Source organism: Flavobacterium rhamnosi (genome assembly GCF_048286515.1).
GTDB lineage: Bacteria > Bacteroidota > Bacteroidia > Flavobacteriales > Flavobacteriaceae > Flavobacterium.
Window position 1 is genome coordinate 16250 of the sequence record NZ_JBLVPS010000019.1, and the last position, 25199, is coordinate 41448.

24 protein-coding genes and 1 tRNA gene are annotated in these 25199 nt (G+C 33.7%); 16 read left to right on the plus strand and 9 right to left on the minus strand.

Annotated elements, in window-relative coordinates:
- Positions 1–192 precede the first annotated feature (192 nt).
- The 14 genes from ACNQGN_RS14280 (at position 193) to ACNQGN_RS14345 (ending at position 14715) form a co-directional block, all read left to right on the plus strand.
- Positions 193–1725, plus strand: coding sequence for a glycoside hydrolase family 10-like protein (locus ACNQGN_RS14280; RefSeq protein WP_417988502.1), 1533 nt, complete (start codon positions 193–195; stop codon positions 1723–1725).
- 28 nt (positions 1726–1753) lie between these two features.
- Entirely contained in the window at positions 1754–3025 is a 1272-nt protein-coding gene (locus tag ACNQGN_RS14285; RefSeq protein WP_417988503.1) for an AmpG family muropeptide MFS transporter, read from the plus strand.
- Positions 3026–3050: 25 nt separating this feature from the next.
- The gene (locus ACNQGN_RS14290; protein WP_417988504.1) at positions 3051–4661 is read left to right on the plus strand and encodes a glycoside hydrolase family 3 protein; all 1611 of its coding nucleotides are present in this window, start codon (positions 3051–3053) and stop codon (positions 4659–4661) included.
- A gap of 141 nt (positions 4662–4802) precedes the next feature.
- Complete coding sequence (locus tag ACNQGN_RS14295) at positions 4803–5441, plus strand: peroxiredoxin (RefSeq protein WP_039107817.1); 639 nt, start codon at positions 4803–4805, stop codon at positions 5439–5441.
- Positions 5442–5521: 80 nt separating this feature from the next.
- Positions 5522–5830, plus strand: a complete 309-nt coding sequence (locus tag ACNQGN_RS14300; protein WP_416835483.1) for a thioredoxin family protein — start codon at positions 5522–5524, stop codon at positions 5828–5830.
- Between the two features lie 53 nt (positions 5831–5883).
- Positions 5884–6141, plus strand: a complete 258-nt coding sequence (locus ACNQGN_RS14305) for a DUF6952 family protein (protein WP_113637306.1) — start codon at positions 5884–5886, stop codon at positions 6139–6141.
- A 192-nt stretch (positions 6142–6333) separates the two neighbouring features.
- A complete protein-coding gene (gene tpx / locus ACNQGN_RS14310) occupies positions 6334–6831 on the plus strand; it encodes a thiol peroxidase (protein ID WP_417988505.1) in 498 nt (165 codons plus the stop codon).
- Positions 6832–6841: 10 nt separating this feature from the next.
- Entirely contained in the window at positions 6842–7216 is a 375-nt protein-coding gene (locus ACNQGN_RS14315; protein ID WP_417988506.1) for a diacylglycerol kinase family protein, read from the plus strand.
- A gap of 18 nt (positions 7217–7234) precedes the next feature.
- A complete protein-coding gene (locus ACNQGN_RS14320; RefSeq protein WP_417988507.1) occupies positions 7235–9682 on the plus strand; it encodes a DNA translocase FtsK in 2448 nt (815 codons plus the stop codon).
- A gap of 40 nt (positions 9683–9722) precedes the next feature.
- The gene (gene lolA1, locus ACNQGN_RS14325) at positions 9723–10376 is read left to right on the plus strand and encodes an outer membrane lipoprotein periplasmic chaperone LolA1 (RefSeq protein ID WP_417988567.1); all 654 of its coding nucleotides are present in this window, start codon (positions 9723–9725) and stop codon (positions 10374–10376) included.
- A gap of 9 nt (positions 10377–10385) precedes the next feature.
- A complete protein-coding gene (locus ACNQGN_RS14330) occupies positions 10386–11819 on the plus strand; it encodes an LptF/LptG family permease (protein ID WP_417988508.1) in 1434 nt (477 codons plus the stop codon).
- A gap of 9 nt (positions 11820–11828) precedes the next feature.
- Positions 11829–12962, plus strand: a complete 1134-nt coding sequence (gene ribB / locus ACNQGN_RS14335; protein WP_417988509.1) for a 3,4-dihydroxy-2-butanone-4-phosphate synthase — start codon at positions 11829–11831, stop codon at positions 12960–12962.
- A 167-nt stretch (positions 12963–13129) separates the two neighbouring features.
- Positions 13130–13217, plus strand: a tRNA-Ser gene (locus ACNQGN_RS14340).
- A gap of 259 nt (positions 13218–13476) precedes the next feature.
- Entirely contained in the window at positions 13477–14715 is a 1239-nt protein-coding gene (locus tag ACNQGN_RS14345; RefSeq protein ID WP_417988510.1) for a site-specific integrase, read from the plus strand.
- Between the two features lie 479 nt (positions 14716–15194).
- Here the strand turns inward: ACNQGN_RS14345 and ACNQGN_RS14350 are convergent, their stop codons facing one another.
- A complete protein-coding gene (locus ACNQGN_RS14350) occupies positions 15195–16208 on the minus strand; it encodes an NAD(P)/FAD-dependent oxidoreductase (RefSeq protein WP_417988511.1) in 1014 nt (337 codons plus the stop codon).
- A complete protein-coding gene (locus tag ACNQGN_RS14355; protein ID WP_417988512.1) occupies positions 16201–19008 on the minus strand; it encodes a hypothetical protein in 2808 nt (935 codons plus the stop codon). The genes ACNQGN_RS14350 and ACNQGN_RS14355 overlap by 8 nt, the downstream gene beginning before the upstream one ends.
- A 448-nt stretch (positions 19009–19456) precedes the next feature.
- Between ACNQGN_RS14355 and ACNQGN_RS14360 the strand changes: the two genes are divergently transcribed.
- Positions 19457–20185 (plus strand): hypothetical protein, encoded by a 729-nt coding sequence (locus tag ACNQGN_RS14360; protein ID WP_417988513.1) that lies wholly within the window; start codon positions 19457–19459, stop codon positions 20183–20185.
- 238 nt (positions 20186–20423) lie between these two features.
- Here the strand turns inward: ACNQGN_RS14360 and ACNQGN_RS14365 are convergent, their stop codons facing one another.
- From ACNQGN_RS14365 to ACNQGN_RS14395, 7 genes are all read right to left on the minus strand, one after another.
- Positions 20424–20714 (minus strand): DNA-binding protein, encoded by a 291-nt coding sequence (locus tag ACNQGN_RS14365; protein ID WP_417988514.1) that lies wholly within the window; start codon positions 20712–20714, stop codon positions 20424–20426.
- A gap of 31 nt (positions 20715–20745) precedes the next feature.
- The gene (locus ACNQGN_RS14370; RefSeq protein ID WP_417988515.1) at positions 20746–21207 is read right to left on the minus strand and encodes a hypothetical protein; all 462 of its coding nucleotides are present in this window, start codon (positions 21205–21207) and stop codon (positions 20746–20748) included.
- A 461-nt stretch (positions 21208–21668) separates the two neighbouring features.
- Positions 21669–22016 carry a hypothetical protein gene (locus tag ACNQGN_RS14375; protein ID WP_417988516.1) on the minus strand — a complete coding sequence of 116 codons (348 nt, stop codon included), beginning with the start codon at positions 22014–22016 and terminating at the stop codon, positions 21669–21671.
- A 23-nt stretch (positions 22017–22039) separates the two neighbouring features.
- A complete protein-coding gene (locus tag ACNQGN_RS14380) occupies positions 22040–22378 on the minus strand; it encodes a hypothetical protein (protein WP_417988517.1) in 339 nt (112 codons plus the stop codon).
- Between the two features lie 32 nt (positions 22379–22410).
- Positions 22411–22695 (minus strand): hypothetical protein, encoded by a 285-nt coding sequence (locus tag ACNQGN_RS14385; protein ID WP_417988518.1) that lies wholly within the window; start codon positions 22693–22695, stop codon positions 22411–22413.
- A gap of 49 nt (positions 22696–22744) precedes the next feature.
- Entirely contained in the window at positions 22745–23581 is an 837-nt protein-coding gene (locus tag ACNQGN_RS14390) for a hypothetical protein (RefSeq protein WP_417988519.1), read from the minus strand.
- Between the two features lie 11 nt (positions 23582–23592).
- Positions 23593–24444 carry a hypothetical protein gene (locus ACNQGN_RS14395; RefSeq protein ID WP_417988520.1) on the minus strand — a complete coding sequence of 284 codons (852 nt, stop codon included), beginning with the start codon at positions 24442–24444 and terminating at the stop codon, positions 23593–23595.
- 171 nt (positions 24445–24615) lie between these two features.
- Between ACNQGN_RS14395 and ACNQGN_RS14400 the strand changes: the two genes are divergently transcribed.
- On the plus strand, positions 24616–25011 hold the full coding sequence (locus ACNQGN_RS14400) for a helix-turn-helix domain-containing protein (RefSeq protein WP_417988521.1): 396 nt from the start codon (positions 24616–24618) through the stop codon (positions 25009–25011).
- Positions 25012–25199: the final 188 nt, after the last annotated feature.

The window sequence follows — 25199 nt, forward strand, 5'->3', positions numbered from 1 at the left end:
TATATAGCCGATTATAAATTAAAAAATCAAATAAGAAAAATTCAAAAAGTTTTATTGTTTGTTAGAAAATTCCATTTAAAAACATTTTGGCAAAGAAATTGCGCTAGTAAAATAAGTCAAATTTTATAACCATTTTATCTGGTACTTTTCACTAAAAAAACTATTTTTGAATACTTTATAAATAAAACAATAATGAAAAATTTCAAGTACGCCCTATTCCTAATTTCATTCTTTTCACTTTCGTCTTGGAATGGGAATGCGCAACAAGTAGCTGCAAATCCTAAAAACGAATTTAGAGCCGTTTGGATTGCCACTGTGGTTAATATTGACTGGCCAAAGAGCAGTACAGATAACACTGCAAAACAAAAAGCCGATTTTATTGAAATTTTAGATACGTATAAAAAATTAAATTATAATGCCGTAATTGTCCAGATTCGAAGTGTGGGTGATGCTTTTTATCCAACGGAATTAGCCCCATGGTCTCGTTTTCTTACCGGAAAAGAAGGTCACGCGCCAAAACCTTATTTTGACACATTAGCATGGATGATTACTGAAACACATGCCAGAGGTTTTGAATTTCACGCCTGGTTAAATCCATATCGCGCTACAATGGACTATAATACTTCTATTTTAAGTCCATCCCATGATTTTTTCAAACATCCGGAATGGATGATCAAATACGGAGGTAAATACTATTACAACCCGGCACTGCCAGAAGTTCAGAATCATTTAACTGCCATAGTGGAAGAAGTTGTTGAAAAATATGACATCGATGCCATTCATTTTGATGATTATTTTTACCCATACAAAATAAAAGGAGAACAATTTAATGATACCGCTTCTTTCAAAAAATACGGAAATGGACTGAGCTTAGAGGATTGGAGACGTTCCAATGTGAATACTTTCGTAAAATGTGTTTCTCTTTCAATAAAAAACATAAAACCCTGGGTTCAATTTGGCATTAGCCCGTTTGGAGTCTGGAGAAATAAATCAGTAGATCCAAAAGGTTCTGAAACAGAGTCAGGACAAACTAACTATGATGATTTATTTGCAGATCCATTAGCATGGATGGAAAACAAATGGATTGACTATATCGTTCCACAATTGTACTGGAGCATGGACCATCCAAAAGCTTCCTATTCAAAATTATTGCGTTGGTGGTCTGAAAACTCAAAAAACACGGCGATTTACATTGGAAACGGAACCTATAAAATCAATACGGATTCTGATAAAAAGTGGAATAATCCTAATGAAATTCCTAATCAGATCGACATTACCAGAACCTACAAAAATGTGCAGGGGAATGCTTTTTTTAGTGCCAAATCATTTTTGAACAGGAACCAAAACGTAGCACAACTACTGATCGAAAACCAATACAAATATCCTGCTCTTCCTACCGTGGTACCAAATTCGGTAAAAAAGATGGCCATCGTACCTACAGCAAACAGTATTTTGGTAAATCCCATCTCTTCGAGCTTCAATGTTAAATGCCCCTTGTATAGTAAAGTGCGTTACGTAATGGTTTACGGAGCCAAATTCAACTCGAAAATTGACATCAACGATCCAAGCCAGATTATTGATAAAATAGCCTTTAAAGATAACATCGACACAGTTGAAGTCGTAATTCCAACCTATAAATTAGACAAAAACAAAACCTGCGCCATTACATTCATCGATTTTTATGGTAATGAAAGCCAACCTACAGTAGTTAATTTCACACTATAAAATTTGAATTGAATATAATCCGCTATAAATGAAAACAGACAATAGACCCTGGTATTGGATTCCCGTTTTAAACTTTGCTTCCGGCCTGCCTTATGCCATTATTATTTCAGTATCCGTTATCATGTATAAAAACCTTGGTATCGACAATGAAGACATTGGAATTTATACCAGCTTACTCTATCTGCCATGGGTTGTAAAACCATTATGGAGTCCTTTTATTGATCTTTATTCAACGAAAAGAAAGTGGTTTTTAAGCATGCAACTGCTCATTTCCATTGCTTTTTTAATTGTAGGATTAACCATTCCGCTGACTAATTTTTTTGTAATCAGTCTAGCTGTTTTTTGGGTTGCGGCATTTGCATCCGCATCTAATGATGTTGCAAGTGATGGGTTCTATATGTTGGCATTAGAGAAAGAACAACAATCTTTTTTCCTGGGAATCAGAAGTACTTTTTACCGCCTTTCCATGCTTACCGGAAACGGATTAATTGTAGTAATCGCTGGTTATCTCGAACAAGAATATGGTGATAAACAAAAAGCGTGGTCCTATACCATGGTAGTTGTTGCATTGATTATGGCCGTGATTACTATTTACAATTATTTTTCAACTCCAAAAACAGAAACAAAAATCACAGAAAACGAAACCCAATCGGTTCCACATAAAAGTTTTGGAGCTGTTTTTGCTACTTTTTTTCAAAAAAAGCAAATTGGTCTGATTCTCGCTTTTATCTTATTATTTAGGTTGGGTGAATCCCAATTACTAAAAATGCTAACGCCTTTTTTAATAGATCCTACGGCTGTAGGCGGAATGGGTCTGACCACTCAGGATGTCGGGGTTATCTACGGAACTTTTGGTGTAATTTCACTTACGGTTGGCGGAATTTTAGGAGGCATCGTCATTTCCAGAGATGGATTAGGCAAATGGATGTTGCCGATGATTTTAGCCATGCACTTGCCAATAATAGGTTTCATATTGCTTTCCCATTTTCACCCTAGTTCTGTATTTTATATTTATTTGACGGTGATCGCGGAACAATTTGGATATGGTTTTGGTTTTGCCGCCTTCATGATGTATTTAATTTACATTGCCGATGGCGAATCTAAAACTTCGCATTATTCTATAGCAACTGGATTTATGGCCTTAGGAATGATGCTTCCGGGAATGATCAGTGGTTATATTCAAGAATATTTAGGCTATGGAAATTTCTTTATTTGGGTATTTCTAGCCACAATCCCGGGATTAATACTTTCCAGATTTTTGATATTTCCCGCTGCTTTTGGAAAAAAAACAGACAACTAATTTCACAAATTAAGGCGGTTTCAAAATGACAGTAGAACAAAAAATAGGACAATTTTTCTTTCCGGCGGTTTTCATCAATGATACCGAAGAAAATATTCAGGCAACCGAACGCTTAATTAAAGAGTCCAATATAGGAGGATTAACTTTTTTTCACAGCAGAGCAAGTGCCGCAACCAATTATGAGACCAAGAAAAAAGTAATTTTAAACGATGCTAGTTTTCAGCGCTTAAAAGAACTGATTGTGCGCTATCAGAACTGCGCTTCTACCCCATTACTAATGAGTATTGATGCCGAATGGGGATTAGCCATGCGCGTTGAAAAAACACCACAATATCCGTATGCAATAACACTAGGTGCTTTACCTTTTAGCGAAAAACATTTGGTTTACGAAGTAGGTAAGCAAATTGGCCTCGATTTAAAATCCGTTGGAATCCATTATAATTTAGCACCATTGGCCGATATCAATAACAACCCCAACAATCCTGTAATTGGGTATCGTTCTTTTGGCCAAAACAAAGAAAAAGTAGCTGATTTTGCGCTGGAATACCTCAGAGGAATGAATGATGTTGGCATTTTAGGCTGTCTTAAGCATTTCCCTGGCCATGGAAACACCAATGTCGATTCGCATTTGGGCTTACCGGTTTTAAAAGAAACAGTAGAAGAACTATTGGAAAACGAATTGTATCCCTTTATAAAAGGAATCGAAAATAATGTTGACTCCATAATGATCGGTCATTTAGCCGTTCCTGCCCTAAACGATGGAAAAGATACTTCGGCAACATTATCAAAATCGGTGATTGAAACGCTTTTGCGAAAGCAATTAGGGTATGATGGTTTGGTAATTTCAGACGCCCTGAACATGCATAGCGTCTCCAAATTGTATGCGAAAAAGGGACAATTGGAATGGGAAGCTTTCAATGCCGGAAATGATGTCTTGTGTTTTGCCGAAAATGTACCCGAAGGAATTCAGGAAATTCTAAAAAATGCGACAAAAGAGCGAATCGAAGCTAGTTTTCAACGCGTCTGGAAATGCAAGCAAAAAGCGGGAATTGCAGATGGAAAAATCCCTTTGCCAAACCTTTCCGAAAGTAATTTTGATTTTAAAACCACTTCGAAATTAAATCTAAAAATTGCTCAAAGCTGCATTACAAAAATAAAAGACAACAACAGTACTGTGACTGTTTTTGACGCTAAAAACAGAGAGGATCTTGCCAAACTCAGCCTCTATAGAAACTCTGATAACGTGTTTTTTAAAAGCCTGACCAGCGCCTTGCCTTCTCCTGAATTCAGTTATGAAGCCGGAGCTGATTTTACACTGCATGCGTTAGAAAAAAAATTAAATAAATTTGATACGTTAATCATTTCTTTATTTGTTCCAAAGGCAAAACCACTGCATAATTTTGATATTGAAGATTCAGTGCTCCAATTTTTGGGCAATTTATTCCTTACAAAAAAATGTGTACTTTATGTATTTGGAAACCCTTATGCACTTCAAATCATTCCAAATTTAAAACACGCTTCAGGAATTCTTCAAATATATCAAGATTTTACAGAATTTCAAGAAGCCGCAGCCGAACAACTTTTAGAACATACCGATTGTAAAGGAACTCTGCCTGTGCTTGTTAGCGGTATATAATATACTATTCCAATTTCAAAAACACTTCGTTATAACAAATAGTTATTCATAAATAAATATTAATAATCAAAATTTATCAAAACAAACTTATTGTTTGGAGTACTTTTGCACTATCAAAAAAAATAACTTAAAATAAATAATATGTCATTAGTAGGAAAAAAATTCCCAAGTATTTCAGTTGACGCCATCTCAGAAATGGGCGATAATTTAAAAATCAACATTTTTGAAGAAGCTACAAAAAACAACAAAAAAGTACTTTTGTTTTGGTATCCAAAAGATTTCACATTCGTTTGCCCAACTGAATTACATGCTTTTCAAGCAGCTTTACCTGAATTCGAAAAAAGAAATACAATTGTTATAGGTGCATCATGCGATACGAATGAAGTACATTTTGCCTGGTTAAATACACCAAAAAACAATGGCGGAATAGAAGGGGTTACTTACCCAATTCTTGCTGACACTAACAGAAACTTATCAAACATCTTAGGAATTCTTGATATTGAAGAAACAGGTTATAGTGAAGAAACAGATTCTATCATTATTGAAGGTTCTAATGTTACTTACAGAGCTACTTACCTTATCGACGAAACAGGAAAAATTTTCCATGAAAGTGTAAACGATATGCCATTAGGTCGTAATGTAAATGAATATTTACGTATGGTTGATGCTTATACGCACATTCAGGAAAAAGGTGAAGTTTGTCCTGCAAACTGGGAAGCTGGAAAAGAAGCAATGAGCGCTGACAGAAAAAGCACTGCAGAATATTTAACTTTAAACTAATAAAACAATTTCAGTAATGGCAATTTCACTATTTTAAAATTGCCATTGCATTTTGTTATTAAATTTTAAAAACAAAAACTATGTTAATCGAATTAAACGAAGATACATTAGCGGATTTAATTGCAAAAGATGAAAAAGTTGTAGTTCAATTTTCGGCCTCATGGTGTGGAAATTGTCGTATTATGAAACCAAAATTTAAAAAATTGGCTTCAGAAAACGAAACAATTACTTTTGCTCTTGTTGATGCTGAAAATTTTCCTGAATCAAGAAAATTAGCCAATGTGAGTAATTTACCAACTTTTGCCACTTTTGTAAATGGTAAATTAGTAAACGAAACGCAAACAAATAAACAAGAAGTACTGATTGAATTGGTAAACGAAATTGTTTAAAAGGTATTTCCAAACAGTATACAATCCTAATTTATTAAATTAAAAAAAATCAGATGAAATTACCGGTCATTAAGCATTTAACGCAGTTTATAGAAGAAAATGATGAGGATTATATCATAGAAACAATTGAAGTTTTGGAAGCAATGACTGAAATTTCTTCACTGAAAGATGAAGAATTAGATGTAATCGGTGAATTAATTTCAAATATGTATGGTGCTTTAGAAGTTAATAAACTGGTAAAAACCGGAACTGATAAAAAAGAAGCTTTAAACAGTTTTATGAAACGTGTTTTAGGTTCTATCGACAAATAAGTAAGGTCTCTTACTTCACTCTTTTTTAAAACGCATTCCGAAACGAGTGCGTTTTTTTATGCCTATTATAAAAAAGTCATTGGGCGGTAAGAGATTCCTTAATGCTCCAAAATCTTGAACTTTATCCCGAAGTTTCATGACCAAATCTTAAATAATTTTCATACTTTTGAACCTCATTAAAAAACAAAAATTATGGCTTCAATAACATTAGGAGGAAATCCAATAAACACTTCAGGAGAATTACCAACAGTAGGCTCAAAATTGAGTGATTTTAAATTAGTAAAAAACGATCTTTCTATTGCTTCGCTAAGTGACTTTGCAGGTAAAAAATTAGTTTTGAATATTTTCCCAAGTATTGATACCGGGACTTGTGCTACCTCTGTTCGAAAATTTAACGAAAGCGCCAGTAAATTAGAAAACACCAATGTACTATGCATCTCAAGAGATTTGCCTTTTGCTCAAAAACGTTTTTGTGGTGCTGAAGGACTTGAAAATGTTATTAATTTATCTGATTTCTCAGAAGGAAGTTTTGGTAAAATCAACGGTTTAGAAATTACGAATGGTCCTCTGGCAGGTTTGCACTCCAGAGCTATCATAGTAGTTGACGAAAATGGAACAATTACCCATACGGAGCAAGTACCTGAAATTGTAGATGAGCCAAATTACGAAGCTGCATTAGCAGTACTTTAATACCCTCTGAATGGAATTTCAAAAAGACAATACTTTCTTTACCGGAAGATTAAAAAGTGTTTCCTATGCTTTTAAAGGTGCCGTAAAATTGATTACCACTGAACACAGCGTTATGGTACAGTTTTCAATTGGAATACTGATTAGCATTGCTGGGTTTTATTATGGAATTTCTAAAACAGAATGGCTTTTTCAGACTTTAGCCATTGGCTTGGTCATGAGCATTGAAGGTTTAAATACGGCTATTGAAAAAATAGCCGATTTTATTCATCCTAATTATCATGAAAGAATTGGGTTCATCAAAGATATTGCTGCAGGAGCTGTCTTTTTTGCTGCTTTGACAGCAATAGCAATCGGTTTAATCATATATATACCACTATTTTTTTAGGTATTATTACAATCAAGAATGGCAAAAACAACAAAAACAGCATTTTTAGATAAGAAAAAAGATTCTAAATCTGAGGAAATTAGCCCACTGCAACTAACAAAACAACACAAAATTGTTTTTGGTTCTCTGTTGGTCCTCTTTTCAATTGCTTTATTATTTGCATTTATCTCCTTTTACATTTACGGACAACAAGATCAAAGTGCTGTTCAGGAATTGACCGACAGAACTGAAACTGTTCACAATTGGCTGGGTAAATTTGGAGCCTTTTTAGCGGACTTGATTGTTTATAAAGGTTTTGGTATTGCCGCTTTTATATTTGTACGCTTGTTTTTTCTGACAGGAATGTACATGATTCTTGCCATTTCGTTAAAAAAGCTAAAGAATATTTGGTTTTGGGATCTATTCGTAATTATTATTTTATCCGTTTTGTTTGGTTTTTTTGCTACTTCAGCACCCGAATTAGGGGGGATAATTGGATATGAACTGAATTTATTCCTCCAGGATTACATCGGAAAAACAGGAACGCTTTTAGTTTTACTTTTTGGATTAATCATTTATATAATTTTCAAGATCAAAATTTCTCCGGAAAACATTCAGTCTTTCTTTGATAATACCAAAAAAGAAATCAAAGCTGAGTTAGCAACCAATCCTTTAAATAGCGCAAAAAGCGACTATAATCTGGAAGAATTTGCAGTTGCGGAAGAAGAAATAGATGAGATCCATCTCAAGACAAATGGTTCTCAATTTGAAATCAACAAAGAAGCGCTAAAACCAACTATTAGTAACTCATCCGATATTAATAGAGACCCTATTGCAAAACCGCTTGCTATGGAAGTTACTCCAATCGCTGCTCCAGCAACTGTTGCTCCTATTGATAATGCATTTGTAATAGAAACTGCTCCGGAAGAAGATATTATAGAAGAGAATTTAGCATCCAGATTGGTGGCTGATTTTGGTTTATTCGATCCAACCTTAGACTTATCCAATTATAAATTTCCAACGATAGACTTATTAAAGGAATATTCAACTGGCGGAATTACGATCAACCAGGAAGAATTAGAAGAAAACAAAAATAGAATCGTTGATACGCTTCGCAATTATAAAATAGAAATTGCACAGATTAAAGCTACTGTCGGACCATCAGTTACGCTATATGAAATTGTACCGGAAGCGGGAATTCGTATCTCAAAAATTAAAAGTTTAGAAGACGATATTGCGTTGTCACTTTCTGCATTAGGAATTCGTATCATCGCTCCTATTCCCGGAAAAGGAACAATAGGAATCGAGGTTCCTAACAAGAATCCTACCATGGTGTCTATGAAAAGTGTTATTGGTTCCGCCAAATTTCAGGAAGCTGAAATGGAATTGCCAATTGCGCTTGGAAAAACAATTTCCAATGAAACTTTTGTGGTTGATTTAGCAAAAATGCCCCACCTACTGATGGCGGGTGCTACCGGACAGGGGAAATCTGTTGGTTTGAATGCAGTTCTGACTTCACTTCTGTACAAAAAACATCCGGCCGAAGTTAAATTTGTTTTGGTCGATCCTAAAAAAGTAGAGCTAACGCTGTTTAATAAAATTGAAAGACATTATTTAGCAAAACTTCCAGACATGGATGATGCAATCATTACAGATAATGCAAAAGTCGTTAATACACTGAATTCACTTTGTGTGGAAATGGACAACCGTTATTCGTTACTGAAAGATGCGATGGTGCGTAACATTAAGGAATACAACGACAAATTTAAGGCCCGAAAATTAAATCCTGAAAATGGACATCGCTTTCTACCTTACATCGTTCTTGTTGTAGATGAGTTTGCCGATTTAATTATGACTGCAGGAAAAGAAGTCGAGGTTCCTATTGCACGATTAGCGCAATTAGCGCGAGCTATTGGAATCCACTTAATTATTGCAACCCAAAGGCCTTCTGTGAATGTGATTACAGGTTTGATAAAAGCCAACTTCCCTGCCAGAATAGCTTTTAGAGTAACCTCAAAAATTGATTCCCGAACTATTCTTGATACGCAGGGTGCGGATCAGCTGATCGGACGTGGAGATATGCTGTATACAAACGGAAATGATGTGGTACGTGTTCAATGTGCCTTTATAGATACACCTGAAGTAGAAAAAATCACTGAATTCATTGGTTCTCAAAAAGCGTATGCAACGGCTTATTTGCTTCCGGAGTTTGTTGGAGAGGAAAGTGGCATTAATCTTGATATGGATATTTCCGATAGAGATACTTTGTTTAGAGAAGCCGCCGAAATTATTGTAAATGCACAACAAGGTTCCGCTTCATTGTTACAAAGAAAACTAAAATTGGGCTACAACAGAGCAGGTCGATTGATCGATCAATTAGAAGCTGCTGGCATTGTAGGTCCCTTTGAAGGAAGTAAAGCACGAAGTGTAAACATCCTGGACATGAGTTCTCTTGATCAATTTTTCAACAATGAACAAAACAATTAACACCATGAAATTAACGATTCAAAAATTTAGGAAAAACAATATGGAAAGTATAGGAAAAAGCTTTTTGTTAATCACAGCTTTATTACTTTTTAGTTTTTCAATACAAGCACAAGATAAGAAAGCAAAACTCCTTTTAGATCAGGTTACAGCAAAAGTTAAAAGCTACAATACTATTGTAATTGATTTTAAATATTCTTTAAACAACAGCAGAGAAAACATCAATCAGGATAGTAAAGGAAATGTAACGATGAAAGGAAATCAGTATGTTCTGAATTTTATGGGCGTTACCAAAATTTTTGATGGAAAAAAAACATACACTATTGTTCCGGAAGATGAAGAAATTACGATTTCTACTGTCAACGAAAAAGACGATAATGCTATTACACCTTCTAAAATGTTAACTTTTTTTAATTCCGGTTATAAATATTCCATGGATATTGTACAGGATATAAAAGGTCGAAAAATACAATACATCAAGCTTATCCCTACCAATGCAAAAGACCAAAGAAAAGAGGTACTATTGGGAATCGATGTACAAACCAAACATATCTATAATTTGATTGAAATGGGCAAAAAAGGCACAAAAACGACTTTAACCGTTAATTCTTTTAAAACCAACCAACCTTTGTCAAAAAATCAATTTACATTTGCCGAAAGTAAATATCCAAATTACTACATCAACAAATTAGATTAATCTATATCGGTGAAGATTCTTGACAAATACTTATTAAAAACATTTCTGACTACATTTACTACTGTATTTGTAATACTTTTTTTCATTTTTATACTTCAAACTGTTTGGCTATTCATATCTGAATTGGCTGGTAAAGATTTGGACTTACTAATGATTGTCAAGTTTCTGGGCTTTTCCATGCCTCGTATTATTCCTTTGGTTTTACCTTTATCTGTACTATTGTCTTCCATCATGACTTTTGGCGATTTGTCCGAAAATTATGAATTGGCTGCCATGAAATCAGCTGGGGTTTCACTAAAAAGAGCAATGAAAAGCCTGACTGTTTTTATCGTTATCCTTGGGTTTATCGCCTTTCTTTTTGCCAATAACGTAATTCCTTTTGCGGAATACAAGTTTATCAATTTCAGAAAAAATATTGCTCAGGCCAAACCGGCCCTCGCAATTGCCGAAGGACAGTTTAGCGATGTCGGGTTTTATAATATAAAAGTCAATAAAAAATCCGGAGAAAACGGAAATTTCCTTACCGGTATAACAATCCACAAAAAATCAAATCTTGGTGACGGCAGCAAAACAGTTATCAAGGCTAAAAACGGTGAATTAATAAGTAGTGAGGAATCCAGTATTCTACAATTAGTATTGAATAATGGCTATTACTATGAAGATATCGTTCCTAAAAAATATGAGGAAAGAAGCAAAATGCCTTTTGCAAAAAGTTCATTCAAAAAATACATTATCAACATCGATTTATCAAAATTGAATACAGTGGATGTAAATGATGAACAGATTGCAAATACCAATACAATGCTTACGGTAAATGAATTAAATTATACTTTAGATTCCTTGCATAAAAATTTGAAAACGGATATCATTTCGTTTTCAGAAAACATGAATCAACGCATTGTAATTCCTAGGGACAATAAAATACAGCCCTTAAAAAAAACTAAAAATCTTCCCAACAATATATTGTCATTATATAACAACCAGCAAAAATCAAAGATTTTAGACCTCGCCGTTAGCAACCTTTCCAGTACAAAATATTCGATTGACGCCAGTAACACAGAGCTTAAAAATAAACGAAAAAACATCAATAATCATCTATTGGCATTCTATGACAAATTTGTAATTGCATATGCCTGCTTTTTAATGTTTTTTATTGGAGCCCCTTTGGGTGCCATTATCAGAAAAGGAGGATTGGGACTTCCTATTATTTTTGCGGTTTTAATTTTCATAACTTTTCACTTTATAAATACTTTCGGTAAAAGAATTGCACAAGAAGACGGCCTGTCTCCATTTTTAGGAGCCTGGATGTCCTCCTTTATTCTATCACCGTTAGCTATTCTTTTATCATACAGAGCTACAAACGATATCGGATTAATAAACATGGATGTTATTTTAGCTCCATTTCAAAAAATATTCCAAAAAATATTTCCATCACAAAATTAAACACCAACCATGGTTACACCTAAAATACACCTAAACACAATAGAAGAAGCGATTGAAGATATTCGACAAGGAAAAATTATTATTGTTGTTGATGATGAAGACCGGGAAAATGAAGGTGACTTCCTGGCTGCAGCAGAGAAAGTAACTCCGGAAATGATTAATTTCATGGCTACACATGGCCGTGGACTGATTTGTGCACCATTAACCGAAAGCCGTTGTAAAGAATTAGGACTGCATGTAATGGTCAGTAATAATACAGATCCAATGGAAACTGCTTTTACCGTTTCGGTAGACTTAAGAGGAAATGGAGTAACAACAGGGATATCAGCGGGAGATAGAGCAAAAACAATTCTATCTTTAGTTGACTCTAAAACCAAACCACACGATTTAGCAAGACCAGGGCATATATTCCCTCTTATCGCTAAACAAGGAGGCGTATTGAGAAGAACCGGACATACAGAGGCCGCAATTGATTTTGCACGTCTGGCAGGCTTTAAATCAGCTGGAGTGATTGTAGAAATCATGAACGAAGATGGCTCGATGGCACGCTTACCACAATTAGTAAAAGTCGCTAAAAAATTCAATTTAAAATTAGTTTCTATTGAAGATTTAGTTGCCTACAGAATGCAGCACGACAGTCTGATTATCAAAAAGGAAGATTTTGATATTGAGACTCGCTTTGGTACTTTCAGATTACGAGCGTACCAACAAACTACCAACAAACAAATACACATTGCTTTAACAAAAGGCATGTGGAATTTGGGCGAATCTATTTTAACAAGAATCAATTCCTCACAGGTAAATAATGACTTATTAGGCACATTGACTAATAATGCAGATCAGCAACTGGATGATATGTTTAAAGTAATTAACGAACAGGGAAAAGGTGCCGTTATCTTTATCAATCAGGATATGCAATCGGTTAATTTATTGAATCGCATAACAGAACTTAAATTATTACAGAGTGAAGGAGTAATGAAAGCCCCCAAAATTGTTATCGACAGTAAAGATTTTGGTATCGGTGCTCAAATATTGCATGATATTGATATCTCAAAAATAAGATTGGTATCCAATACTGAGGGAACAAAACGCGTCGGAATGATTGGTTATGGACTGGAAATAACAGAATACGTAAAGTATTAAAGTTATAATTTAATTTTTTGCAAAAATAAGTTTCCCCTAAAGTATAGAAAATGAAACATTTAAAAGGTGGTACTAAAAATAGATGCTTTTTTTCTAAAAATAGATTTGCATAACCAAAAAAGGTTCTTATATTTGCACTCGCAATCAGATAATGAAAGCGACATACTGGAGAAATGGCAGAGCGGTCGAATGCGGCAGTCTTGAAAACTGTTGACTGTAACAGGTCCGGGGGTTCGAATCCCTCTTTCTCCGCCACATAAGGTTTCAAAAGAAACTTTAAAAGTCAAAAGCCTTTAAACACTAGTGTTTAAAGGCTTTTTTGATTTTGGCAACCTTTCAAAAAACACCTACTTTATCAAAGGACAGTACACCTATTAGTGCACCTAAAAATTTTGGTTTTTTTTCCAATTTTAGGTGCACTAAAAAAAGAGAATTCCCCGGGAATTCCCTGCTATTATAGGGCTCTATCAAAATTTTTAAATCAATTTGAATATTAATTTAAAAACTAGATAACATGTTAAAAGTAATTTTTTACCTAAAAGCTGAAAAAGTAGATAGAATCGGAGAATCATCTGTATATGCCCGCATATCCTACAAGAAGAAAACCATTGCCATCAGCACCGGAAAATCCATCTCTAAAGAAAGATGGCTCTTTACGAACAATCTGAGAAATGTATTAAAACTAGAAAAAGAAAAAGTCATTAAAAACTCTCTTGACCTTTTTCAACTGAATACAGAGAAAAAATTCAATGAACTCTTCAAAATTGATCCCGAAGTATCCTTAGAATTATTAAAAGCTGAGCTAAGCGGAAAAACAAAAATAAACGGCAACAACAATCAGGTTACCATTATTAAAATTCTGGACAAGTATATTAAATACTTTAATAGAAAAGTGCTAAATGAGGAACGCTCCAATGCTTCTCTTCAAAAGTACGAGCGATCCAAAGAGCTTCTTTTGAATTTTATCAAAAAGAACTATGGAACCAATGATATGCCTGCTTTGGAAATCACAAGTTCGTTTGTCTACAAGTTGGAAGAATTTCTAAAATACGAAAGTAATTTTAAAGGCCAAATAGGCATCAAAAACAATTCAGTAGTCAAGTATATGAAAATGTACAAAACTGCCTGCAATTACAGTATTAAAATGGACTTAATCATCAAAAATCCTTTCCAAATCTACGACGGCAAATTAAGCATTAAAGATGCTGTGTTTCTAACCCAGCAGGAACTCGATACGATAGAGAGTAAAATATTCTCGGTTAATCGTTTAGAAAAAGTAAAAGACATCTTTCTCTTTTCCTGCTATACTGGCTATGCTCCAGTCGATGCTATGGACCTTTCACTTGACAACTTGTTCGAAGACAATAATGGTAATCTTTGGATTATGACTAGCAGAGCTAAAACCGCTATAAGAGCAAATGTTCCAGTACTTCCCCCTACTTTAAAAATCATCAATAAATATAAAAATCAACAAAAAGGATTAATCCCACAGATATCCAATCAAAAAATGAATGCTTATCTCAAGGAAATAGCAGATATCTGCGGCATCACCAAACACCTTACCTGGTATGTTGCCAGACATACCTTTGCCACCACTGTAACCTTAGGCAACGGTATGAGAATCGAGAATGTTTCAGCAATGATGGGGCATACTAATATTAAACAAACTCAACATTACGCCAAAGTACTAGATATAAATATTATGGAAGATATGAACAAACTCAAAGAGAAATTAGAGAAACCTCAATCATAAAATCCAAAAAGCAAAAGGATTACTCCTATCTAGGACACTAAAAAAGTCCCGTTACAAAATACAGAAAAAAAACTTCGTGAAACTACTAATTAAACGCTCTGAAAATAGCTTATTTAGGAATGAAACACTATCCCATAAATTATATAGGGAAGGGCTTGTACTTATACAAATATACAAGCCCTTTATTTTCCACTAGTTTTTCATTGGAAAGCCGTAATAAAGCAGTTTTGTACAGCCAATTTCGAATTCGTTCCCAATCAAGGAAAGTTCAATATTTATATCTCATGTGTGGACACCATATCAGCATGTTTTACATTGCAAATACCTTGCATGACTGGACGACTTAAAACAACTGGTAATACAACAAATTCCTATTGGCTCGACATCGGCAATACTCAAAATACAGGACAGGAAAAAAAAATCCCTGAAAGTCAACAAGAAAAAGTAAAATATTTTTTTATTAGGATTATATAGAAAATCTAGTGTAGATTGGATTTATTATAATAGTCTCTTAATCTGTCAACTTTTGTCATATATTGAGAAACGAACCAATGATCATACTCCATTAAAAATGCATTTTCACTCTCTGGAGATTTTAAACATCTATCAATGGTTTCAATTGCCGCAATAGCCGAAAGCATAGAATAAAAAATTCCTTGACCTGCAGCGGGATCAATTACTCCCGCTGCATCTCCACATATTAGCAGACCTCGCACTGCTACAGGACGAAACAAATGCCAACGCATGGTAAAGACAATTGGAGTGCTATTTTGAAACTCTTCCAATAATTTAGGAGGTTTGAAATCAGATTGCCCCTTTAAGGAAAGTCTTGTCCACGTACAATTCCCATTATTCTCAGGTGCCAACCAAGTCCATGACCAGCCATTAGAGGTAAATGAAGTATTAATTTTTTCAAATATTTCAGGTAATATATCTTTAGTAACTCCAGACCAGCATACTAACGGTGGTGAAAAATACTCTCGCTTTAAAGCTAATTCACGTGCGCTAAAGTGAAATCTCCCACTTCCATCTATTACATAATCACAAAAATATTCAATTCCATCATCTGTTGTAACACCAACAATACGTCCATTATTCGATAATAATTCTGCAGCATTTTTATAGTATATTTCTACCCTACCCTTAACTACCTTATCTCTTAGAAAGCATAAAAAAATTTCCTTATCGATATGCACTCCCTCCCATACACCAGAACTATCTTTACCCAACATTGTATTTTCCCCATTAGCCAAAATATTCTCATAAACCCCTCTTTTACAATTAACTGGCATACTCCCACAGTTCAGATGATCCAATAATGAAAGCAGCCCAGGATGAATACTCTCCGAAGGTCTATCCTCAGATTGCTTATCATTTTTAACTTTAGTTCCTGCAAGTATGGTAACGCTGCGTCCCAATAGCAGCGAATTAAGTGCTGCAGCACAAGCACTAGACCCAAAGCCAATAATAATTATATTTTGATGTTTAGGCATAGTTCCATTTAAGAAGATTTTCAGAAGAATATCCTTTAGGATCTAACTCGCACCAAGCAATTGAATTTTTAGTAATCTGACAGACTACAATTTTTTTAGACTTAATTCTTCTTCTTTTATCTTTTCTATCTCCAACCCAGGTATAGTTTTCGCACATATCATCATACTTATCATATAGAGGATCCGCAAAAATATATAAATAGCCATTACCTTCTATTCCGTTCTTTGGACTGGTTGCCCACTTTTTATCACTACCAACCAAATTAGTAGGTACTCCATATCCTTCTACTTTCTGACTCCAATTTACTTTTTCCGCACTTACCAGCCAAAGAGTTGAAAACTCTTTTCTTATTCCTTCAACATGTTTTTTACACTGCCGCAAACAATCAATTCTAAAGATTAATTCATTACACTTTAAGCTCCTAAGTTTTTCCATATTAAAGCCTACTTTATCGTCTCGAAGATTTTCAATGTAATCGGAACTTCCAATATCAGTGAAGTTAATCCAATATGTTTGATCATACTTCTCAAAAAAGGGTCCCTGCTCACCATCCCAACCATAAGTAGGTGCTAAACTAACATTAGATTTTACATCAGGATGCGATGAATGATAACCGATTTCATCATCCATCAATGGAATTGCACACGGTGGAACTGTATTATAAACTGGAAGTGGCTTGAGACCTCCCTGAAAAGTTCTGGCCGCATCAGGTGAAGCAACAGGCCACATACCATTTGCAGCTGCACATAATTTCATATCTTCCGGAAAAGGAGATCCAAGCCCAAAAGTAGCCAAATAAGTCCGATTCTTATTATCCCTTGAGTAAGTTGCATCCCAGCCAGGTGCGAAAATAAATGATGCCGTATCACTTAAGAAACTTGTTGCATCATAATCTCTCATCTTTGGATATTTATAAATCTCTTTTTCTTTATAAGATCCATTGAAAGGTTCTGAAACTCCCGCTATAATAGCCAATAAGGTATCGGAAACATCATATTTTATTACATCCTCTAATGTAATCTCTTCAATGAATGTCGGAGCAATACCTTCAATTTCAGGATGCTGAAAATTACGTGTTTTTTTATCATCTGGAAAAGCCTTCCGATCAGTGTAAGGAGCAATTATGTTAGGATTTGCTAGTAATCTACTGACTGAGAGATTCTCATAACCGCCTTCCATAAAACTGCTTGAGCCATTTTCGTCATAGCCAATCAAATCATGACTGTCTGCAAAAGGGAAGAAATCTGGAGCAGAAACAAGTGAAAAAGCAGGAAAAATATGTTGCAATTTCCTTCTTCTTACGGGATCAATTTCATATTTTATAATTACTGAAGCTGTAAGACATCCATCACATATACTATCTTCAAACATAGCAGCATAATACCCCCCTTCATATATTTTTTCATGTGAGCACTCATCATGTCCATAATATTCTTCAATTTGAAAACTAGTGTCATTTACTTTATATCTTATGTTGACAAAAAGAGGGGCATTGCGAGGGGCACCAAATCTTGTCGCTTTATACCTTTTACCTACCCCTTCAGTAATAGCATAATCAAACGCATTTCTATATATCTCATTTTGTAACTTAAGAGATGTATATCGACGATTTGATTCAACAATTGTATCATGAACTTTTGGCACCTTAAAACATGCTGTTTTATGATTTTGTTCTGCAATCCTTATAATTTTTGCCGGTACCGAATTTAGCAATATACTTGAACCTATGCGCTTTAAGCTTACCAATTTAGAATTATGACTTACTAAATCTAAGTTGCCCGACTCATCAGAGCTGCTTACTCTCACAAAAGGTGCTGTAGCGATATCGAAAACACCACAAGGCATGTCAATATCAGAGCGGTCTACTAATTTTTTTAGCTTTTCATTTTTATGAGATTCCATAAATTTAATAGTTCCTCCCCCGATAAATGGATCTCCATCAAAGATTTTTTTTACTGGCTGCAAAAACTTTCGCTGTGTTTTAAATACCAAATAATTACGGCTATCAGAATTTTCTTCACTTATAGCTTTGACCTTGTCAAAGTTTACTTTTTTCGCCAAAAAAAGGCCGTAACGTGCAGGCATAATAGCAATCTCTTTTGCATTTTTGGGATCAATTGGTTCATTTACAAAACTTCTTTTTTGCTTATTATAATTTAAGTCATGTTCACCTATCCTTGCAATACCGCATCTGGAATATACAAATTCTGCATGAGGACAACTCTCTGGTGTTTTAAATGCTGGACGATACTCATAAGAAAATAATGCAAAAACATAATTTTCATTAAAATCATCAGCTTGGATCTGAATATCTTTAAGACAAGTGATATAATTCTCAAGTATCTCTAATTTTTGCAAATCAGGATATTGCTCTATTGTAAAACCAACACCATTAAGTTTTGGTGTTACTCTAGGGCTTGCTAAACCATGATATAATAAACTCATTGATGGAAAACCTGGTTCTATAGCTCTACAACCAGCAAAATCATCGAAGCCAATTACTTTCCCAACATCCAATAATTCTTTATTAAGATTTTCTGCAAGTTCAGCAGAATTAGGATCCAAATTCAGTCCAAAACTTTCTTTAAAGAATTCATTCCATTTATTCTCCTGTAGCCATAAAAGCAGATTAGCAAATTCTTTCTTCAAGTCCGGTATTGCTTCCACAGTAGGAGCATTTTGCATTAATTCAAATAAGCCAACTTCTTTCTCTTCTAATGCTAGTTGCCCAAATGCTGGGACAGTATGCATTGCCAAAGCAGCACCTGCGACAGTTTCTAAAAAAGCTCTACGTTTCATAATTCGCTAATTAATAATTAAAAAAAATCCCACTCAAATTCAACAATCTTAAATTAAAATGGTATAAGTAGACATAATAATTTTAAATAAGTTACCGTTTTTTTTTAATTCATTTTCATTCGAAACGGACTAAAAGGGTAGCTAAGATATCGGCGGTTTCTGCATGCGCATAATGGCTCTGCTCCCCTTTCCCATCCTTCGGGGCTTATAACAATCCGAATTCTATAGCCAGTTACTTGATTCTTGCTTTCTTTTTCCCCGTTTTTCCCTCACAATCTTTAATAGCACCTTTTTTGCATTGTTGGGTTTTTATCATTTGTTTTACAAAAGATAAATCCATGAAGCTTTTGCGAATATGAATTAACATAAAAACTAACAACAATTATAAAAAAACATCATGTCATAATATTATTTTTGTTAAATTTAACAAAATTTAAACATAAAAACCATGAAAAAGTACATTTTATTTTTTATTTCCGCCTTTCTTTTTACTTCATGTAAAGATCGAAATCAAAGTTTAAGTAATGAAAAACCTGTCACTTTAGAAATCACGGACAAGGATTTTTCCAATGTTTTTGCTACAATTAAGGGAGTTCAATTAGATGACTCAAAAGTAGTCCGCTATAATGAAATTACTGGTAAAGATGAGGCAAGCCTTATACCACAACTAGTGACTGAACCATTAGGATGTACAGCCTTACCAACTGCAATTACTCAGTTAAATAGTGGTTCTGGATATGAATATTATAAGTTCACTCAAGAAGGTTCTGCTGAAGCAAGTTTTATGGGTTTTGGAGGAAGTATAGGCAAAAAAGAAATGTTGCTTATTCAAGATTATGTTCGTTATCAAGAAGTAACATGCAATGGAGTTAAAAAGCGCGTAGGGATAGGTTTACGCTGTTATATTCATGTTAAAGGAATTAAAGCATCATTTAAGGGATCCTATGCTGATATAGCTGCTAATGCACAATTAAGTAATATGAGTGCAAATTTTAGTTTAAAATCTTTAGGTTTCGCTATACAAGGAGATTTAATTGCTGATGGCTTAGCTGGTGAAAATGATTATAATGTGGATAATTTCGGAAAGATTGCAATAACTTTTACAAACGTTTTAAAAACTTTAAACAATAATAATACTGGCCTGGTAGTAAGTCCAGTCGAATTGCCATTTAAATAGTATATCTTAAACTTATTAAAATTAAAATATGTTAAATTTCATTTTTTCGCAAAATTTCATTTTTAAATTCAACATATTTTAATCCTCTCAATTTCTAATATTTTAAATGTATTGGAATAATACTTACATATTACGTATAACTACCAATTAATTTACAAATGAGTTCGAAAAGTCGTCCCCTCCTATTATCGAATTCTTTTGCTTTTCATTCTATATGATTGTACATAAAATACAATAGTTATTTTATTTCATTACCATGAAGTATCTTGTCTATTTTGCTCGAATCATACAGAAATATATCTCCCAATTTGGTAAAAGGAAGAACACCTGTCTGGCGGTATTTAATTATTGTATTATTAGAGAAACCAAATATTTTTTTCAAATCTTCATTTCTATAATACATTGGCCTGGTCACTCTATCTTTACCATCAATCTTCGAATCGATTTTTTCCAATCTCATCAACACTGGGTCTAACAATTGCTTCACTTTCATCACAAAAGAGTTTTTTTTTTCTTCAGTACTTTTCATAAGTTAAATTTTTAATTAAATAAATTATAAACTACCAATTGATCAATCTTTCTTTCCGTTGCTGAATTCTAATGATCAATTCATCTAAAAACCTAATTTGCTTCTCTTTATAAGAAAATCCTTTACACTCGGAAAATTGTTTACTAATTGATTTTATACCCACCTGAAAACCTGAATCTCCTGCATATGTAAAATTTTCCACAAGAAAATCCTGTAACCTGGCTCTATTATTTCTTTCGTCTACTGTATCAAAAAACAAAACACCTTCATCCATTAAAAGATAAAAAAGATGTGCCAATTCACTCTTACTATAAATGGATTTACATTTTTTATTAATTTTATTGCAGATCGAAAGATTACTCTTCCCTATCCCATCCTCTTTCACTTTTAATAAATCTTCTAAAAATTTCAATCTGGAATCCAAATTCAAACTATTATTGAAAATTTCAATTATCTCTGCATTTGTCATTATTTCTTGAATTTTAATCTCCATACTATTAGATCAACAGTCAATTTGACAAGATAAAGTCAGTTTCAGTTTCTTTTTACATTTTCTATCTGCTACGCTATATATCGTGATGGTGTCAAAGGAGATGTTCGAATTAAAAAAGAGGAGCAATTACAATATTGCAATTGCTCCATGAAATACTGGTAAACATTTCCTTTTCATTAATCCCTTTACATCCTTTTACTCTTTCCACAAATCACTTTGAAGATGACTTGACTGATTTCAGCGATAAAGGAACAATTAAACAAAGTCCTATACAAGTACAATTTTAATTGTACCCCTTTGTACCTCATCTTTATATCTTTTTTCATCTATCCCTCTATTAAAAAAAGACCACACTGGCCTTTTTTATTTAACAATCATATAACGCTTAAAAGACAAAAGATATTTCAGATTTTATCCTAGTCAAAATACGTTGGGGATAATAAAAATATGCGTTTCGAATTTTAATTTTCAGGAATATCGTTGCCATTTTTCTTAAAAAAAAGCTTCCTTGATTGGTCTAAAAACTCTGCTTCATCAATAGGAAGCAATTCAATTGCAATTTCCAATATCTGTGCGATATTGATTTTTGAACTTACAACAGAACAAGAATCCAAGCCGAATTCATCTTCAGTTGCGTAAATACAAAGTTTCATTAGGTCGGAGATAATGAACATTAAGTGACTATAATCATATACGGTAAATGATACCGTACAAGTATTCTTTTCTTTTTCATTAGGCTTTAATTTTGTAAAATGAGTATTTACCATTTCCTGCAATTCTTGTATTTTTTTTATTCCATTCGTTTCCATATATCATTTATTTAAATTACTATTTACTGCTCTCTCTGCTTTAAATAAAATTGATGTAATTCATCGAGTAATTCAAGTTCTCCATGTGGCATCAGTTGAAGTGCTATTTCCAGCAAACCCAAAACATTTATTTCAGGATTACGAATGGCCCTTGAGATATACGGCGGATCACTCTCCAAAGCCAAAATACTCACTTTAAGTAAGTCCGAAACCATCGAGCTTACATCCTTGTAACCTGAAACTTTTAATTCCAGAGTAAACAAATCCTCTTTTTTTTCATCAGGTGTTAGTTTCGTGAAATAATTGATCCTATTCATTAATTTCAAAAAATCTGTTACCGAATCTTTTTCTTCTATTTCCATGATTTTGTTTTTATGATTTAATTGTTGGTTTACTAATCTTCTTTGTAGCTATTCGCTGCATCATCAATGAGTAATTGATGTATTTCGTCCAATACTTCTAACTCTGCATGGGGAAATAATTGCAATGCAAGTTCCAGTACTGATGCAATATCGATATGCGGATCTTTTCCCAAATCCGAGACATATGGTCCTTCCGTCTGAACAGTATAGGCACACATTTTTATTAGATTAGCAGCTAGTGCAATCATGTCTGAATACCCTGAAACTTTTATTTCAAGAATATGACCAGCATATATATTTTCTGCTGGCTTAAGCATTTTAAAATGATAAGAGGCAAAATGCTTAAAATCTTCTAGGGTTTTAATTTTATTTGTTTCCATGATCTTCAAATATTTCTTTTGTTTTTTTAAGGTATTCCTGAAAAAATCTTCCAATTTCTTTTTTGAACCAATCCAATTTTATAGATGCCAACTCTACCGTTTCCTTACTAATAGGCTCTATTTCCTTATTCCACTGAATTGCGCTACAGGCTTTGTCTAATTGTTTCCGAACAAACCATTCTTCTTCTTTATCAGGATCAAAGGCATTGCCTAGTAAACTGGAAAACATACGGAGGTTTTCCTGTTGTCTTTTGAGACTTTGTTCAATCCTATATTCTCCTGTTAAAAACGAAGAGACACTTATAAACAGATAGCGGAATTGTTGGTGTATATTATAGGCAGCCATCAAAAAATTATGGCTCCGATAGAATCTTAAATCGCGGTCAATAATAAGACTGTACGAAGTGTGAATCTGAAATCTCTTTTTAGTCTTTTCTATCAGTTTCTTAGCATTTATTTTTTCGATATTGACAATGCTTTTGGGTGTTGTAGTACTATATATAAGTTCACTTTCACTGCAATTCATAATAAAAAAAGGATTACCCTCGTTAAGTTCTTCCTTTACGGATGCCTTATCAAAAATTACGAATGAAAATTCTGGATGGGATTTGAAAAGTTTCCATGCATACTCGTAAATATCATCGTAAAAATGGGGGCTGCTTTTACTAATGATAACCGTGATTATACCAATATTGGAAGGCTCTTCGAAGTGCTTTGAAAAATATATGGTGTCTACTTCTATAAACTCTAATAGAAGTTTGACTATTTTCTTTATTTGACTATACTCTGGGTAATCTTTCTGAGTTAAAATATTGTGGTACATAATTTAAGTTTTTAGGATTCTTTATTATACAGATTATCAATACGCTCCAATTCGGCTTCTACAAGTTCACAAGCTCTTTCATGAAATAGATTGCATCTTTTCGCCAGAAGCTTAGTATCTAATAAGCATGATTTTTTCAGATTAGCCCAACGAAGTGAACCTGGATGTGCTTTTAATAAATCAAACAGTTTTTTATCTTCACTGGTTGTTTGTGGAAATATCTCAGAGGTAAGGGGTGTGAATATTTCACAGATTTCAAACAAATAAGCCATTGAAAAATGATCAGGATGATATCCTAAAAACACATTGATGAGTCCTAAGCAGATCTGTTCTACAGCAGTATGCATCATAGATTCCTGAACGACTCCGGTATCCATACAGTCGATTTGATTTTCGCTTCTTAAAAAATTTTTAGCGACTATATTTCTGTTTTTCCAATAGGAGCGTATATAATCAATATTACGTTTTGGAACTTCATCAAAGGCAATATTCTGTGGCATATTTTGATACTCATACACTTTACAGCCTTTGGTTAAAACGGCATGGTAAAAATATAATTGATGTGGCTTGAGAAAATGATTTGATTTCGCTTTATGTACTAACAAAGTAACCGTATAACGCCCCTGAGTTTTAGTTTTCACAATATCACTGATGTCTGCTACTGCATTAGCAATCTTTTCATTTGTAAAAACTAATAAATAGAAATGGGTATGTTTTTCCTTTTTAGAATTGTTTTCCGAAAAAGGATTTAAAACCGATTGATTTTTCTTTCTCTCTCCTAAACAGTAAATACTGCTGGTACCGATACTTTCAACAATAATGTTCTTAACTGTCTGTAAACCTGCATTGCCAATTGTTTTCATAATTTAAATTTTTTAGTTAATACTTGTCCGAAAAATTGTATTTTTGTTTAATACACAGCAAGTAAGCAATAGATTGTACCGTACCGAACCATTCGCAATTGTATCCAACCAAAACTGACTTGTTTTTTACCAATGCATTTTTTTTGACAGAATTTTAAATATCTTTGGACTATGAGCACAGCAACAAAACCGAAACATGTAGGTAGAAATATTAGCCGAATCAGAGAGCTAAGAGGAATGAAACAGGAAGCATTGGCTACTGCAATTGGTGTAAGCCAGCAGTCGGTTTCTAATATTGAAGCAAGTGAAACTGTAGACGAAGAAAAACTAAAAGCAATTGCAGAAGTTCTAGGTGTTTCTGCTGAAGCAATTAAAAACTATAGTGATGAAACGGTATTAAATATTATTTCGAATACTTTTACCAGTCATGATAGTTCAACTATAAATGCAATTAACATTCAACCTAATTTCAATCCGCTTGATAAAGTTGTAGAACTTTACGAGCGATTGGTCCAAGCCGAAAAAGATAAGGTGGAATATTTGGAGAAATTATTAAAGAGTAAATAAACCTTCTATAAAAGATATATATAATTCCAATAAGAGACCTTCGCAAGTCTCTTTTTTGTTTGTAGGATTTAAATCATTTCAATATTTTTTTTGATAAATGAAAACCAAAAAATATCACAATGGATAGCCATTTCTTTACTTCAAGAAACTATTAAATGATTTTTGATTGCTGTAATTTTTTTCAAATC